Raw genomic sequence first — 14,151 nt, forward strand, 5'->3', positions numbered from 1 at the left:
ACCTGGGCATCTGGTTAGCGTCCAGGCCAAGAGTTGCCAGCCATGAATGCCATAGGAGAAACAGCGATGGATCTGAGGGAATCGCCCGAGCAGCAGGAGCTCCGCAAGGAGTTGCGCGCGTACTTCGCGGCGCTGCTGCCGGAAGAGAAGCGTCGCGCGGCCGGCGAGCAAGGTGTGGGTGGCGAGTACTTCCGCGAGATCGTGAAGTTGCTGGGCAAGGACGGTTGGCTCGGTATCGGCTGGCCCAAGGAATTCGGTGGACAGGGACGCTCCATCGAAGAGCAGTTCGTGTTCTTCGACGAGGTTCAGCGCGCAGGTCTGCCGTTTCCCTTCGTGACGGTCAATACCGTCGGACCGACGTTGATGAAGTACGGCACCGAAGAACAGAAGGAACGTTTCCTGCCCGGCATCCTGGCCGGCGACATCGTCTTCGCAATCGGCTACACCGAGCCCGAGGCCGGCACCGACCTCGCATCACTCAAGACTCGTGCGGTTCTCGACGGTGACGAGTGGATCGTCGACGGCAACAAGATCTTCACCAGTGGCGCCAACACTGCCGACTACGTGTGGCTGGCCTGCCGCACCGACGCGGATGCCCCCAAGCACAAGGGAATCTCGATCCTGATCGTCCCCACCGAGGATGCAGGCTTCGAGTGGTCACCGATCAACACCGTCGGCGGTTTGATGGTGACGTCCACGTACTACTCCGGCATTCGAGTTCCGTCGAAGGACGTTGTGGGCGAGGTCAACGGCGGCTGGCAGCTCATCACGGCTCAGCTCAACCACGAGCGAATCGGCCTGGCGGCCATCGGTGGTCGCACGTACGGTCTGTGGAACCTGGTCCTGGACTGGGCCAAGGAAAACGGCGCCATCGACATCCCGTGGGTGCAACAGGACTTCGCTCGCACACACGCCAAGCTCGAGGCCATGCGACTGCTGAATTGGAAGATGACGGCAGCCGTCGCACAGGACACGCTCTCCGGAGCCGACGCCGGTGCCACCAAGACGTACGGGACCGAGACTCACGTCGACGTCTACCGCACCCTGCTCGGAATTCTCGGCTCCGCCGGTCGCATCCGCCCCGAGTCTCCGGGCGCTCTGCTTGCCGGTCAGATCGAGCAGATCTCGCGTCAGGGTGTCGTGAACACCTTCGGCGGCGGCGTCAACGAAGTTCTGCGGGACATGGTCGGCACCATCGGCTTGGGACTCGTTCGCGAAAAGAGGGTCAAGTGAGCGACATTTCGGCGCAACTCGACGCTTTTGTAGGCCAGACGCTTGTTCCCACCACCTGGGGGCCAGACGAGGTCAACATCCCCATGATCCGGCATTGGGCCGAGACCATGGGCGATACCAACCCCGTCTACCTCGACGACGACGCTGCCCGCGCCACCGGTCGTGACGGCGTCGTCGCTCCCGCTCAGATGCTTCAGGTCTGGATCATGCGGACCTTTACCGACAAGATGGCGGGCAACGACCCCTCACAGGTGTGGACCGATCTGATCGCCACCCTCGACGCAGCCGGCTACAGCTCTGTCGTGGCCACCGATTCCGATCAGGAGTTCTTCGCCGAACTTCGCCCAGGCGATCGCGTTAACTACACCGAGGTCATCGAGTCGATTTCGCCGGAGAAGAAGACCGGCCTCGGTGTCGGACACTTCGTCACGACGCTCAAGACCTACCGCAACGGTGACGATCAGGTTGTCGGCACCCAGCGGTGGCGGACGCTGCGCTTCAAACCTCAGGAATCTGCTGCGCCCGAAGCTCCTCGTGCACTGCGTCCGCGTCCGGCTCTCAACGCGGACAACGCTTTCTGGTTCGAAGCAGCCAAGGAGCGCCGTCTGGTGATCCAGCGCTGCACGTCCTGCAAGACGCTGCGTCATCCCACCGGCCCGATGTGCGGGGAGTGCCGGTCACTCGAGTGGGACACGATCGACGCGTCGGGTCATGGCACGGTGTACAGCTTCGTGGTCAATCACCACCCCAAGATCGACGCGTTCGACTACCCGCTCGTCGTTGCGGTAATCGAACTCGAAGAGGGAACCCGATTGATCGCCAACATGGTGGGTATCGCGCCCGAAGATGTCGTGGTCGACATGCCCGTGGAACTTGACTGGATCGACGCCGACCCGGATCTGACGCTTCCCGCGTTCCGGCCGGCCGTACGCGAGGAGCACTGATGGACTTCAATTTCAGCGAAGAGCAGGAAGCAATTCGCGCACTGGCCGACGAGGTCTTCACCAGCAAGGCAACGATCGAGCGCACCAAGGAGATCGAACTCTCCGCCGAGCGCGTCGACCGTGAACTGTGGCGTGAGCTCGCGAGCACCGGGTTGCTCGGTATCGCCCTGCCGGAGGAGTTCGGCGGCGGTGGCCTCGGCTTGTCCGAGCTGTACGCACTGCTCGAACAGCAGGGACGTCACGTTGCGGCCGTGCCGATCTGGGAAACGACCCTTGCAGCATTGGCTGTCAACGAATTCGGCTCTGATTCCCTTCGCGCCGAACTCCTTCCGGGAGTTGCCGACGGCAGTCGATTCCTGACCGTCGGTCTCGAAGAGTTCGGTCCGTACACTGGCGGCGACCCACTGACCACGGCTGAGCAGGACGCCGACGGCAACTGGACTCTGACGGGTGAGAAGGCAGTAGTGCCGATGACTCACGTCGCGAACCTTGCTCTCGTTTCGGCAACCGCTTCCACTGGTACGGCACTGCTGCTGGTCGACCTGAGTGCCGAGGGAGTGACGCTCGAACAGACGCAGTCCACCAGTTGGGAGATCTGTGCCAACGTCACCTTTGCCGGTGCCCCCGCGCAGCTGATCGGTGCGGCTGACGGCACCACGGTTCCGTGGCTGATCGACCGCGTTCAGCTGGCATTGGCCGCAATCCAATGGGGCGTCGGGTCGGGTGCAGTCGCGCAGGCCGTCACGTACCTGAACGGCCGCAAGCAGTTCGGCCGTCCGCTGGCGACCTTCCAGGCCGTCAATCATCAACTCGCTGACTGCTACATCGATCTCGAAGCGATGCGCGTGACACTGTGGCAGGCCGCCTGGCGCATCTCCGAGGGACTGGATCTCGGCACCTCGGTACTGGTCGCCAAGTGGTGGGCTACCGACGGCGGACAGCGCGTCGTGCATCGCACCACGCATGTTCACGGCGGCATGGGCGTCGACACCGACTACCCGGTTCACCGTCACCTGTTGTGGGGCAAGCAGATTGCTGCCACCCTCGGTGGTTCCAGCTCCGATCTGGCGCGTCTGGGTGCGCAGCTCGCATCCGGTGTGGAGGTGCTCGCATGACCGTACTTGCCGGTCGCAGTTACGCAGACGTCGTTGTCGGAGAGGCATTGCCCGAGTTGGCGATCCCGCTGACCCGCACGTTGATCGTCGCCACGGCAATCGCCACTCGCGATTTTCAGGACGTGCACCACGATCCGAGCCTGGCCCAGGGGCGTGGCTCGAAGGATGTCTTCATGAACATCCTCACGAGCAACGGTCTTGTCGGTCGATACGTCACGGACTGGGCCGGATCTGCATCGACCCTGCGCCGCATCGCCATTCGTCTCGGGGCGCCCAACTACCCGGGTGACACCATGACGATGACCGGTGAGGTCGTGTCCAAGGAAGACGGAGTGGTCGTGGTCAAGGTGCAGGGTGCAAACAGCCTCGGCAACCATGCATCCGGCACCGTCGCAGTCGCTTTCAAGGAAGAGGAGAGGCCCTGATGGCGATCAGCCCACTCTCGGGAGCCGCCGCCATCGTCGGCATCGGATCCACCGAGTTCTCCAAGAACTCCGGCCGCACCGAACTGCAGTTGGCGTGTGAGGCCATCGTCGCGGCACTCGCTGACGCCGGTATCGATCCGTCCGAGGTCGACGGTCTGTCCACCTATACGTCGGAGACGAACGGCGAAGCGATCGTGGCTCGCAACTGCGGCCTCGGCGAGCTGAAGTTCTTCTCGCGCATTCACTACGGTGGCGGCGCCGCGTGTGCCACCGTGCAGCAGGCAGCCATGGCAGTTGCGACGGGTGTTGCCGACGTCGTGGTCTGCTACCGCGCCTTCAACGAGCGCTCCGGTGTGCGCTACGGCCTGGGCCAACACGATCGACCGATGGACAGCACCGCGGACCGCGCCGCGTATGCGTGGATGACTCCTCAGGGATTGTCGACTCCCGCTCAGTGGGTCGCCATGTTCGCCCGCCGCTACATGCACCAGTACGGTGCGACGAGTGAGGACTTCGGACGAGTTGCAGTGGTGGCGCGCAAGCATGCCGCCAACAACCCGGCTGCTTGGTTCTACGAGCGTCCGATCACGCTCGAGGACCATCAGAACTCGCGCTGGATCGCCGAGCCGCTGCACCTGCTCGACTGCTGCCAGGAAACCGACGGCGGCCAGGCATTGGTCATCGTCTCTGCCGAGCGCGCAAAGGATCTGGCCAACAAGCCCGTCGTCATCAAGGGCGCCGCTCAGGGCAGTAGCAAGGATCAGCACATGATGACCAGCTACTACCGGCCCGACATCTCCGGTATCCCGGAGATGGGCCTGGTTGCTCGTCAGCTGTACGGCCAGAGCGGCCTGACACCGGACGACATCAACGCCGCGATCCTGTACGACCACTTCACTCCGTTGGTGCTTCCCCAGCTCGAAGAACTGGGCTTCTGCAAGCCAGGCGAAGCAAAGGACTTCATCCGCGAAGGCAACCTCGAGATCGGTGGACGCCTGCCGTCCAACACTCACGGTGGTCAGGTCGGCGAGGCGTACCTGCACGGTGTCAACGGAATTGCCGAAGGTGTGCGACTGGTGCGAGGCACGTCGACCAACCAGCCCGAGGGCGTCGAAAACGTATTGGTCACAGCCGGAACAGCAGTACCCACCAGCGGTCTCGTTCTCGGCGCTGTTTGAGAGAGGAAAAGACAGTGACAACTTCGGAAGCTGCGAAGACCGCCGGCGATTGGCGTGGAGCCGATCTCGGGACCCGCACCGTGTCGTACACCGAGCGCGACGCGATCCTGTACGCACTTGCCGTGGGCGCCAAGGCGACCGAGCTGGACCTCGTCTTCGAGGATCAGCTTCGGGTACTGCCGACCTTTGCTCTGACGCTGGCGCAGTGGGCTCCCGACGCTCTGGGTTCGGCGGGCGCCTTCGACACCTCGACGGCACTGCACGGCTCGCAAGAGCTGAAAGTGCTTGCTCCGCTTCCGCGTAGCGGTGACGTGACCTTGAAGGCTTCGGTCGGCGAGGTGTGGGACAAGGGCGCAGCGGCCGTGTTCGAAGTGAAGGTGGAGTGCGAATACTTCGTCGCGACCTGGTCACTTTTTGCCCCCGGTGCCGGTGGATTCGGCGGAGAACGTGGACCCTCACGTCCGGCGGAGCCGACCGGCGAGCCTTCGTTGACCGGTGTGCTGACCACAGCGGAGAACCAGACGGCGATGTACCGGCTCCTGGGCGACAAGCACCACATCCACATCGATCCCCAGGCTGCGGCGCGGATCAACCAGCCGCGTCCGATCATGCACGGCCTGTGCACGTTGGCCGCCAGCACACTCGAGCTTGCTCGGGTCGCCGGAGTGCATCCGGCTGATCTTGTCAGTCTCGAAGGTCGATTCGCTGCGGCGATCCATCCGGGTGAGGCGCCGTCCATCGTTGCGTGGGGAACTCCCGACGACCTGGCCTTCCAGGTCACCAAGGGTGATCAGGTAGCGATTTCCGGTGCACGAGTGAGCTTCTCCGCTCGCTAGTCCCTCCAGACTCAACTGCGGGGTGCTTGACCCCTCGTCGCGCCCCGCAGTTGTTCACACGAAGAAGCAGCCCCCGAGCGAATCCGCTCAGGGGCTGCTTCGTATTTGTTTCAATCCTGGTGGGTCGCCATGTAGCGAGCCGGGTACTCACCGCCGCCGTGAACGGCGATGTCGGCGCCGTTCACGTACGAGGAGAGCGGGCTCGCCAGGAACAGGCAGGAGTTGGCGATATCGGCCGGCACGGCCATGCGCTCCATCGGAATGGTCCTGGTGACCGCAGCGCCGCCGTCGGCGCCGTAGACCTCGGCGGCAGCCTCGGTACGGATCAGGCCGGTGGTGATGTGGTTGATCCGGACCTTCGGCGCCCATTCGAGGGCCAATGCCTTGGTCAGAACGAGGAGGCCTGCCTTGGCTGCGCTGTACGCCGCGGTTCCGGGCTGCGGGTCGATCGCCGAGACACTGCCGATGTTGATGATGGCACCGCTGTCGTCCTGAGTCTGCATCACTGCATTTGCGGCCTGGGCAACGTTGAAGGGTGCCAACAGGTTCAGGGCCACGATCTTCTCGACGAAGCGGGGTGACACCGTCGCAGCGTCGGCGTCGGGGGAGCCGCCGGCGTTGTTGACCAGGACGTCCAGACGGCCGAAGCGCTCGACGGCATCCTGGACGAGGGCTGCGGCGTCGGCGGGATCGCGGACGTCCGTGGCGCGAAAGGCTGCGCTACGACCGTCGGCGGTGGGTAGGTTTTCGGGCTCGTTACGGCCACAGACCAGCACGTTCGCACCCGCGGCGAGGAAGGTTTCGGCGATGACGTAGCCGATGCCTTTGGTGCCGCCGGTGACGATCACCGAGCGTCCGCTGAAATCGACGGGGTTGGGCAGTGTCACGGTGGAGCCTTCCTGGTGCGGTGCCGAGCTGAATTGCCGCCCAATGTGATTGACGCGACGTGGTCGCACACCTTAGGGTCAAGCAAGTGCTTGGTTGTTTTGTAGGTCGAGTGTAGACGACAAACAGCGGCAGTCACCAGAATCGACCGGTCCCTCCCGCAAAAGGGACCTCTGCGTCGACGGACATTGGAGTAGTCACATGGGCAAGCTCGAAGGCAAAGTCGCACTCATCACCGGTGCGGGTCAGGGAATCGGGCAGGGGATTGCCCTGGCCTTGGCCAAAGAGGGCGCCGTGATCGCCGTTGCCGGCCGCACCGAATCCAAGTTGCACACCACGTGCGGACTACTGGCTGACATCGGTGCGCGCGGTGAGGCGGTGGTCTGCGACGTCAGCAAGAAGGACGACATCACAGACGCCGTGGACCGTACCGTCGAACTGTTCGGCGGAATCGACATCCTGGTCAACAACGCCAACGACTGCAAGCCCGGCCCACTCTTGAGCGTGCTCGACGAAGACTTCGAGCGTTCCTTCGCGACGGGGCCGCTCGCCACCCTGCGCATGATGCAGGCGTCGTACCCCCACATGAACAGTCGTGGCGGTGGCGTCATCATCAACATGGTCACCTCGGCGGCGGTGCGCTGGGATGCCAGTAACTACGGCGCTTACGGTTCCATCAAAGAAGGCATGCGCTCGTTGACCCGCGCTGCCGCCTGCGAATGGGGCAAGGACAACATTCGCGTTCTCAATGTTGCCCCGCACGCCAAGACTCCCGCGTTGCAGTGGTGGATGGACAAGAATCCCGAAGAGGCAGCGGCATTTGTCGCAGGTATTCCGCTGGGACGCGTCGGAGACCCCGAGGCCGACATCGGTCGTGCCGTCGTCTTCCTCGTCAGCGAAGACGCCGGGTACCTCACGGGTGCCACGATCCCGCTCGACGGCGGCCAGTCGCGCTGGGGCTGACCGCCATCGACCCGATCAGGTCATCACGGCGCCGCCGTCGACGGCAATCGTCTGGCCGGTGACGTTGCGAGCCTTGTCACTGAGCAAGAAGGCGACCATCTCGGCGATGTCTCCGGGCGTCTGAGCTCGACCCATCGGAACCATCTGTGCGACAAAAGAATCGAAGACGTCAGCATCGGAAACATCTGTGAGCGAGGGATCGCGTCGACGCAGTTCCTTGATGGTTCGAAGCCACATGTCGGTGAGGATCAGGCCGGGCATGACCGTATTCGAACGGAGTCCTCGAGTCGCACCGATCCGGGCGACGCTGTGACTCATCTCGATCACGGCGGCCTTCGACGGTCCGTAGTGCGCGAGCATGTCACCGCCCAAGCGGGCACCGATCGACGCGATGTTGACGATCGCTGCCGGACCCTCGGTTCTGCTCACGAATTCGCGGCACATCAGGAAGCTGCCCTTGGTGTTCACCGCAAAGGTGTTGTCCCACTGGTCTTCGGTGATCTCGAGGAACGGAGTGAAGACGCCGATTCCGGCGCCGTTGACGAGTGCAGTCGGGCTTCCGGCCGATGCAGCCACGTCGAAGGCGTTCTTGACGTCACCTTCACGTCGAACATCGCATCGTGCCGTGTGGACTGCTACGCCAAGGCTTTCCAGGCGTGCTGCGGTGTCGGCGAGTGCAGCCTCTTCGATGTCGAGGAGAAGCAGGGTGCCGAAGTCCTCCGCAAGGCGCTCGGCAATAGCGGCGCCCAACCCGGCAGCTGCGCCGGTGACAATGGCTACGGGCGCGCTCACGGCAGGTGCGTTTCGAGCAGTGGGGCAAGCAGTTCGGCTGCGCGCGCCGCCGTGATGACCTCGCTCGGGTCCACCTTGGTCACGACTTTCGAAGCAGAATCTTCGTAGACATGCTCACCGATGAGTCGCCCCTGCTCGTCGTACGGCCAGACAAATGCCAAGGTCCGACGCACGAGATACCAACCGTCGGGGTCGATGTCCGACGACTGTTCGGGGGCTGCGGGGGTGGATCCACCCGATTCGTGCACCGCGCCGAACACCCCGTCTCCCAGAATCGATCCTGGGACGAATTGACTGAAGAGAGTCTCACCCGAGAATCCGCTGTCGGAGACCGCGAAGTCGGACTGTCCGGTCCACATGACAAGGGTGTCCGTCTCGGCGAGTGACTGGTAGAAGTTGGTGACGGCGTCCATGCCGTCCAGAACAATCGACTGCCCGTCTTCGAACAACCGGTAGACGGGTTCTTCGACGGTCATGTCGGGCGAGAGGATTTCCTTGTAACGACCGGAGACCTCGAGCAATGCGTGGCGCCGGTAGTTTCGGAGGATCTTCTGGTGCCGCGGATTGTCGATGGTTTCCAATTGCTTTTCGACGCCATCCATCATGTGGACGAATTCGTGCTCGTACTTGCTCATCACATCTCCTGGTTTCGCGGATTCGGCGGGCTGTCCGGATCTGCGACAACTGTGACCTGACGTGGCATTCGCTGTACATGTAGAACTTCGTTCGACAATTGCCGGTTTGCTTAACTCCGCTGTTCAGATACCGTGATGGTCATCACTTTGCTGGCGAACAGCGGCCTGAGACAACCGAATGGACGGTAATGAAAAAGGCGAGAAGAGGTGAAGATCTGAATCTGCGGTTGGTGTCCTCGTTGCTCGTCGTCGTGGCGGAAGGGCACTTCGGCCGAGCGGCAGACCGGTTGTTCGTCACGGCGCCTGCTCTCAGTCAGCAGATTCGTCGACTCGAGGAGCAGGTGGGAGTCGAGTTGATCGATCGCAGTTCGCACCCGGTGGTGCTCACCGCCGCGGGTGAGGTGTTCGTCGCGGATGCACGGCCCGCTCTCGAGTTCGCCGTCCGCGCGATGAACGGGCTCGACGCACTCGAGCGTCGGCGGGCCAGGCGGTTGCGGATCGGATTCATCAACGGGGCGGCCGGAAGTTTGGGACGTGCGGTGATCGATTCGTTGCATGCGGAGGTGGAGCTGGTCCAATTGGACTGGTCCCAACAGGTTTCCGCGGTGGCGAGCGCGACCGTCGACGCGGCCTTCGTGCGACCGCCACTGCCGGTGCTCGACGGTGTGGTGCTCGAACGGATAGGCGTCGAACCGCGGGTGGTGGCTCTGCCTCGAGGGCACCGACTGGCGGGTCGCGCGAGCATCGAGATTTCTGAAATAGATGGGACTGTGCAGGTTTCGAGTGACGGCGCACCACCCGAATGGGTGAAATGGTGGTCGGTGGACCCGCGCCCGAGTGGTGTACCCGTCCGGTACGGTCCCTCTGTCCGCACGATGGACGAAGCGCTCGAGGTTGTCGCCAACGGTCGGGCGGTGGTGATAACGGCAGCAACCATTGCCGAGTACTACACCCGCTCGGATATCAGTTTCGTGCGCATTTCCGACATCGAGCAGTGTTCGATCGATCTGTGTACCCGCGAGGGCGACAGCAGTCCGGCAGTGATCGAGCTACGCAAAGCTGTTTCAGCCCTCGGTACCGCCAGGTGATTGCCGTGTCCTGATGTGATGCGCATGTACTCGGATGAAATACGCATTCTTGCCGTCTTCGTTTTAGTCAGCTAGACTAAAACCATGAAAACGATCAGCACGGCACTTGAAATCGTCGAGGCAGCACGAGTTTCGGCCGATGTGTTCGGGGGAGACTCCAGCGATCTCGACACCCGTCGCGCTGCGAAGCGTCGTTTTCATCGGCTCGCCTCCGCCATTCATCCGGACCGGGCGAAGCCCGAAGATCGGGTGCGATACTCGGCCGCAACATCTCGGTTGAACGAGCTATACCGCTGTTGGACAGCGGAGTTCGAGCCGGCAGATTCTCGGCCCGTTTATGTCGGCGAGCGGGGCGAGTACACGTTGGGTGGACTGGTAGCGCGCGGCTCGGTCGCTAACCTGTACCGGTCCGATGCCGGTGTCGTACTGAAGATTCCGCGAGACCCTCGGGCGAACTCGATGATCGAGGCCGAACGGAATGTGTTGACGGACATCGAGAATTCGTGCGAAGCCGGTTGGGCAGTCTCGTACTTCCCGCGATTGATCGATCAAATCACCCATGTGGGCAGCGGCACGAGACGTCAGATCGATGTGTTGGACGATCTGACCGAAGGTTTTGTGAGTCTCGCCGACGTCCGTGAGGCGTATCCAGGTGGCCTCGATCCACGGGACTGGGCGTGGATGCACCGACGGCTACTTCGGGCTCTGGCAGCAGCGCATGCGACTGGTTGGGTGCACACCGCGATTACCGCGGAGAACGTGCTGATCGAGCCTGATCGGCACGGGGTGGTGCTGGTCGGCTGGTCCTTTGCCACCCGTACGGGCAGCCGCCCGGTGGCGACGATCGGTTCCGATCGTGATTCGTACCCACCGGAACTCGGCGAAGGAGCGTCTCCGGCCTGGGACGTCTACATGGCTCATCATTTGATGCTCCGAATGCTGGGCGAGCAGACCCACGAACGGATGAAGGCGTTTGCCGACGGCTGCATGCAGGACAACCCGAGATTGCGTCCCGACGCGGTCGACCTACTGGGTGAGTTCGACGAACTCCTCGATCTTCTCTATGGCCAGCGGACATTTCGTCCGTTCGCCGTTCCATCCACGAAAGGACAGTGATTGTCATGGGCTACGGATACTGGGACGACAACACCTATTTGGCGGGCAAGACTTTTCGTGCCGCACGCGGTGTCGACGATTTCGGTTACACCGATTCGCTTCGGTCGCGTCCGCGAAGCAGTTGGAAAGCGGACCCGACCCTCGACCCCTTCGGCGTCGACAAGCGTGAATGCCGAGACTCGGCCGGGCACCCCGATTCTCTCCCGATAGCAGTGCTTTTCGATGTCACCGGCTCGATGGGCGCTGTTCCGCGAATCATGCAGGACAAGCTCGGAAAGCTGCACGGGCTGCTGCAACGCAAGGGATACGCGGATGATCCGCAGATTCTGTTCGGTGGTATCGGCGACGCCGATTCCGATCAGGTGCCACTACAAGTCGGTCAGTTCGAGTCGGGTAACGCGATGGACGAGCAGCTTCGGACGATCTTCCTCGAGGGCAACGGTGGCGGACAGAAGTCGGAAAGCTATGAATTGGCAGCATATTTCATGGCGCGCCACACCAGTACGGATGCCTGGGAGAAGCGCGGAAGGAAAGGCTACCTCTTCATCATCGGCGACGAGCTGAACAAGCCGCGGCTCTCGGCTCGTCACATCCGTTCGGTGATCGGGGACAAGGTACGTCAGGACGTATCGGTCTCGTCGATCTACCGTGAACTCGAAGAAAGATGGAATGTCTACTTCGTTCTGCCAGATCAGTCGTCGTACTTCAACGATCCGGAAATCGCGGATCACTGGAAGAAGTTGCTCGGTGAACGCTTCGTCAAACTCGACGACCCCGCTGCGGTGTGCGAACTGATCGCGCTGACGGTCGGAATCGGCGAGGACCGCATCGACCTGCGTGACGGACTGGCGGATCTCCGCGACATCGGTTCAAGAGCTGAAGCCGAGACCGTCGGCAAGGCTCTCGCTCTAATTCCAGGGCGCAGCACCGCGACGGTGGCCGGGTTGCCCCACGATCTCGGAACCGATACGGACGATGTCGATTTCGCATAGAAGGAGAGCATGATGGAGCCGTTCGAAGACCGCGATATCGTCGTCGTAGACCTCGGGTTCGGAGATGCGGGGAAGGGAGCAACCGTCGATTGGCTTTGCTCCGACCAAGCCGATTTGGGTGTGGCCGCAGTGGTCCGCTTCAACGGTGGGGCACAGGCAGCGCACAACGTGACGGTCGGCGAGCGCCACCACACGTTTTCGCAGTTCGGTTCGGGAACGCTGTCCGGCGTCCCGACGTTTCTCTCGAGATTCGTGTTGGTCGAGCCCATCGCGCTCGCCCGGGAGGCGCGTGCTCTGGAAGCGCTCGGAGTTCGAAATCCGTTCGATTTGATACGGATCGACGCGCGCGCATTGTTGACGACGCCGATTCACGTGGCCGCCAACAGGGCCCGTGAGGATGCTCGCGGCGGTAACCGACACGGCTCGTGTGGCAAGGGGATCGGTGAGACCGCGGCGTACGCGCTCGAAGTTGCGAATGCGCCTACGGTGGGAGACTGCCGGCGACCTGACTCCTTGCGTCGTAAGTTGTCGGCGTTGGTCACATTCTACGGACCGTTGATCGCGGAGAGTCGCCACGGTTTTCCGCCGATCGACGACATGGTCGACATGTACGCGGAATTCGGTGCCGTCGTGGACATCGCCGACCCGGATGCGCTGGGCGCGTTGGGTGCCGGTGGTCGTCTGGTATTCGAGGGGGCACAAGGTGTCCTTCTCGACGAGTGGCGGGGGTTTCACCCACACACCACGTGGTCGACGGTCGAGCCGTCCAACGCGCGAGCAATGATCGACGAGTTGGGCCGGGACAGTTACGTACTCGGCGTCACCCGCACCTACATGACACGACACGGAGCTGGGCCCTTCCCGACGGAGGATCCGGAGTTGGCGAAGGTGTTGCCCGAGCTGCACAACGGGACGGGTGAGTATCAAGGCGGATTCCGGACGGGCCACTTCGACGAGTTGTTGTTGCACTACGCAATCGAGGTGAGCGGTGGCGTCGACGGTTTGGCGCTTACTCATCTCGATGCGATGGATCGCGCGCGGGCTGCAGGCATCCCGATCCACGGGGTGCACGCGTACGAAGGATTGCCGTTCGTTCCCGTCGGAGAGTGGAAGGATCTCGATCACCAGCAGGCGCTGACAGATTCCCTGAAAGCCGTAGGGGTCGTGCCGAAGGAACTTCCGGCCGACCCGGAGGATTTCGCCCGGTATCTGAGCGAGGAAATGGGTGCGCCGGTAGTGCTGACCGCGAACGGTGCCGACCGGGTCGATCGTCAGGTGCGCTGCCCAGTGCCTGCATGATGGACGGTGTGGACCAGTCACTTGTCTCGATCGATGTCATCGCGCTCCGGTTCGGCAATCCGGAACCCGGGATGTTGCGATTTGCCGTCACTCCGCGGCAAGCGGAGCCGTACACCGGGCAGTTGGCGCTGCCCGGTGTACTGCTGGGCGCCGGTGAGCGGTTGCAGGACGCCGCCAGGCGAGCCGTGACCACCAAGCTCGGAATTCCCGACGAGAAGATCCTCGTCAGCGGTCAATTGACCGTGTTCGACGAACCCAATCGAGACCCCCGCGGTCCGACGCTCTCGGTGACCATGTGGGCAGTGATCTCGTCGGACGAGGTGCCGGGTTCGGCCGAATGGGTGAGCTGGGACAACCCGGGGGACCTTGCGTTCGACCACAATCGGATAGTCGCCGATACCCGCCCGATCCTTGCTGACACCCTGTTGTGGCGAGATCAGGCATTCACGCGGGCACTACTGGGTCCGTCGTTTCCGGCGTCGTACGCGCTGGCCGTGGCGGAGGAGCTTTCCGGTGTGCGTCCGGACCCGGGCAATTTGAACCGGACGCTCAAAGCGTTGCCAGGGCTGGAACGTACGGACGAACGAGTCCGGGTCAGTGCCACCGGGCGACCCGCGGTGGTCTGGGCGTGGACCGAAAACAGCTGACCT

At 62.8% G+C, this 14,151-nt stretch carries 15 protein-coding genes; 12 read left to right on the top strand and 3 right to left on the bottom strand.

Annotated elements, in window-relative coordinates; all coding sequences use genetic code 11:
* The first annotated feature begins 66 nt into the window (after positions 1-66).
* From ASU23_RS07910 to ASU23_RS07935, 6 genes are read left to right on the top strand one after another with little or no spacing between them, the layout of a single operon-like run.
* Positions 67-1,233, top strand: coding sequence for an acyl-CoA dehydrogenase family protein (locus tag ASU23_RS07910; RefSeq protein ID WP_003940442.1), 1,167 nt, complete (start codon positions 67-69; stop codon positions 1,231-1,233).
* Positions 1,230-2,177 (top strand): bifunctional MaoC family dehydratase N-terminal/OB-fold nucleic acid binding domain-containing protein, encoded by a 948-nt coding sequence (locus ASU23_RS07915; RefSeq protein ID WP_058037671.1) that lies wholly within the window; start codon positions 1,230-1,232, stop codon positions 2,175-2,177. Before ASU23_RS07910 ends, ASU23_RS07915 begins: the two co-directional genes overlap by 4 nt.
* Positions 2,177-3,292: an acyl-CoA dehydrogenase family protein gene (locus tag ASU23_RS07920; protein ID WP_030537002.1), complete on the top strand. Its 1,116-nt coding sequence runs from the start codon at positions 2,177-2,179 to the stop codon at positions 3,290-3,292. The genes ASU23_RS07915 and ASU23_RS07920 overlap by 1 nt, the downstream gene beginning before the upstream one ends.
* A complete protein-coding gene (locus ASU23_RS07925; protein ID WP_054781185.1) occupies positions 3,289-3,717 on the top strand; it encodes a MaoC family dehydratase in 429 nt (142 codons plus the stop codon). Before ASU23_RS07920 ends, ASU23_RS07925 begins: the two co-directional genes overlap by 4 nt.
* Entirely contained in the window at positions 3,717-4,895 is a 1,179-nt protein-coding gene (locus ASU23_RS07930; protein WP_003940050.1) for a lipid-transfer protein, read from the top strand. Before ASU23_RS07925 ends, ASU23_RS07930 begins: the two co-directional genes overlap by 1 nt.
* Positions 4,896-4,909: 14 nt before the next feature.
* Positions 4,910-5,731, top strand: coding sequence for a MaoC/PaaZ C-terminal domain-containing protein (locus ASU23_RS07935; RefSeq protein ID WP_007732645.1), 822 nt, complete (start codon positions 4,910-4,912; stop codon positions 5,729-5,731).
* A gap of 110 nt (positions 5,732-5,841) precedes the next feature.
* On the opposite strand, the gene ASU23_RS07940 is transcribed toward ASU23_RS07935, so the two are convergent.
* Complete coding sequence (locus tag ASU23_RS07940; protein WP_058037672.1) at positions 5,842-6,618, bottom strand: SDR family oxidoreductase; 777 nt, start codon at positions 6,616-6,618, stop codon at positions 5,842-5,844.
* 199 nt (positions 6,619-6,817) lie between these two features.
* Here ASU23_RS07940 and ASU23_RS07945 point away from each other — a divergent pair, with 199 nt between their 5' ends.
* On the top strand, positions 6,818-7,579 hold the full coding sequence (locus ASU23_RS07945; protein ID WP_058037673.1) for an SDR family NAD(P)-dependent oxidoreductase: 762 nt from the start codon (positions 6,818-6,820) through the stop codon (positions 7,577-7,579).
* A gap of 15 nt (positions 7,580-7,594) precedes the next feature.
* Here ASU23_RS07945 and ASU23_RS07950 read toward each other — a convergent pair whose 3' ends face one another.
* Both ASU23_RS07950 and ASU23_RS07955 read right to left on the bottom strand, forming a co-directional pair.
* Complete coding sequence (locus tag ASU23_RS07950; protein ID WP_007732641.1) at positions 7,595-8,371, bottom strand: SDR family NAD(P)-dependent oxidoreductase; 777 nt, start codon at positions 8,369-8,371, stop codon at positions 7,595-7,597.
* On the bottom strand, positions 8,368-9,006 hold the full coding sequence (locus tag ASU23_RS07955; RefSeq protein ID WP_007732640.1) for a hypothetical protein: 639 nt from the start codon (positions 9,004-9,006) through the stop codon (positions 8,368-8,370). The genes ASU23_RS07950 and ASU23_RS07955 overlap by 4 nt, the downstream gene beginning before the upstream one ends.
* Positions 9,007-9,194: 188 nt before the next feature.
* On the opposite strand from ASU23_RS07955, the gene ASU23_RS07960 reads away from it, so the two are divergent.
* The 5 genes from ASU23_RS07960 (at position 9,195) to ASU23_RS07980 (ending at position 14,148) form a co-directional block, all read left to right on the top strand.
* Positions 9,195-10,094, top strand: coding sequence for a LysR family transcriptional regulator (locus ASU23_RS07960; protein WP_058037674.1), 900 nt, complete (start codon positions 9,195-9,197; stop codon positions 10,092-10,094).
* An 84-nt stretch (positions 10,095-10,178) separates the two neighbouring features.
* Positions 10,179-11,210: a hypothetical protein gene (locus ASU23_RS07965; protein WP_058037675.1), complete on the top strand. Its 1,032-nt coding sequence runs from the start codon at positions 10,179-10,181 to the stop codon at positions 11,208-11,210.
* A 5-nt stretch (positions 11,211-11,215) separates the two neighbouring features.
* The gene (locus tag ASU23_RS07970; protein ID WP_030537005.1) at positions 11,216-12,202 is read left to right on the top strand and encodes a hypothetical protein; all 987 of its coding nucleotides are present in this window, start codon (positions 11,216-11,218) and stop codon (positions 12,200-12,202) included.
* Between the two features lie 12 nt (positions 12,203-12,214).
* Positions 12,215-13,501, top strand: coding sequence for an adenylosuccinate synthetase (locus tag ASU23_RS07975; RefSeq protein WP_081558867.1), 1,287 nt, complete (start codon positions 12,215-12,217; stop codon positions 13,499-13,501).
* Positions 13,498-14,148, top strand: coding sequence for an NUDIX hydrolase (locus ASU23_RS07980; protein WP_020909123.1), 651 nt, complete (start codon positions 13,498-13,500; stop codon positions 14,146-14,148). Before ASU23_RS07975 ends, ASU23_RS07980 begins: the two co-directional genes overlap by 4 nt.
* Positions 14,149-14,151: the final 3 nt, after the last annotated feature.

This window comes from Rhodococcus sp. KB6 (assembly GCF_001445685.1).
GTDB classification, from domain to species: domain Bacteria; phylum Actinomycetota; class Actinomycetes; order Mycobacteriales; family Mycobacteriaceae; genus Rhodococcus_F; species Rhodococcus_F qingshengii.

Bases quoted from the DNA above. Each gene is read 5' to 3' on its own strand.
- ASU23_RS07910 (WP_003940442.1), top strand. From the start codon at position 67: ATGGATCTGAGGGAATCGCCCGAGCAGCAGGAGCTCCGCAAGGAGTTG.
- ASU23_RS07920 (WP_030537002.1), top strand. From the start codon at position 2,177: ATGGACTTCAATTTCAGCGAAGAGCAGGAAGCAATTCGCGCACTGGCC.
- ASU23_RS07925 (WP_054781185.1), top strand. From the start codon at position 3,289: ATGACCGTACTTGCCGGTCGCAGTTACGCAGACGTCGTTGTCGGAGAG.
- ASU23_RS07930 (WP_003940050.1), top strand. From the start codon at position 3,717: ATGGCGATCAGCCCACTCTCGGGAGCCGCCGCCATCGTCGGCATCGGA.
- ASU23_RS07945 (WP_058037673.1), top strand. From the start codon at position 6,818: ATGGGCAAGCTCGAAGGCAAAGTCGCACTCATCACCGGTGCGGGTCAG.
- ASU23_RS07955 (WP_007732640.1), bottom strand. From the start codon at position 9,006: ATGAGCAAGTACGAGCACGAATTCGTCCACATGATGGATGGCGTCGAA.
- ASU23_RS07960 (WP_058037674.1), top strand. From the start codon at position 9,195: ATGAAAAAGGCGAGAAGAGGTGAAGATCTGAATCTGCGGTTGGTGTCC.
- ASU23_RS07965 (WP_058037675.1), top strand. From the start codon at position 10,179: ATGAAAACGATCAGCACGGCACTTGAAATCGTCGAGGCAGCACGAGTT.
- ASU23_RS07970 (WP_030537005.1), top strand. From the start codon at position 11,216: ATGGGCTACGGATACTGGGACGACAACACCTATTTGGCGGGCAAGACT.
- ASU23_RS07975 (WP_081558867.1), top strand. From the start codon at position 12,215: ATGGAGCCGTTCGAAGACCGCGATATCGTCGTCGTAGACCTCGGGTTC.
- ASU23_RS07980 (WP_020909123.1), top strand. From the start codon at position 13,498: ATGATGGACGGTGTGGACCAGTCACTTGTCTCGATCGATGTCATCGCG.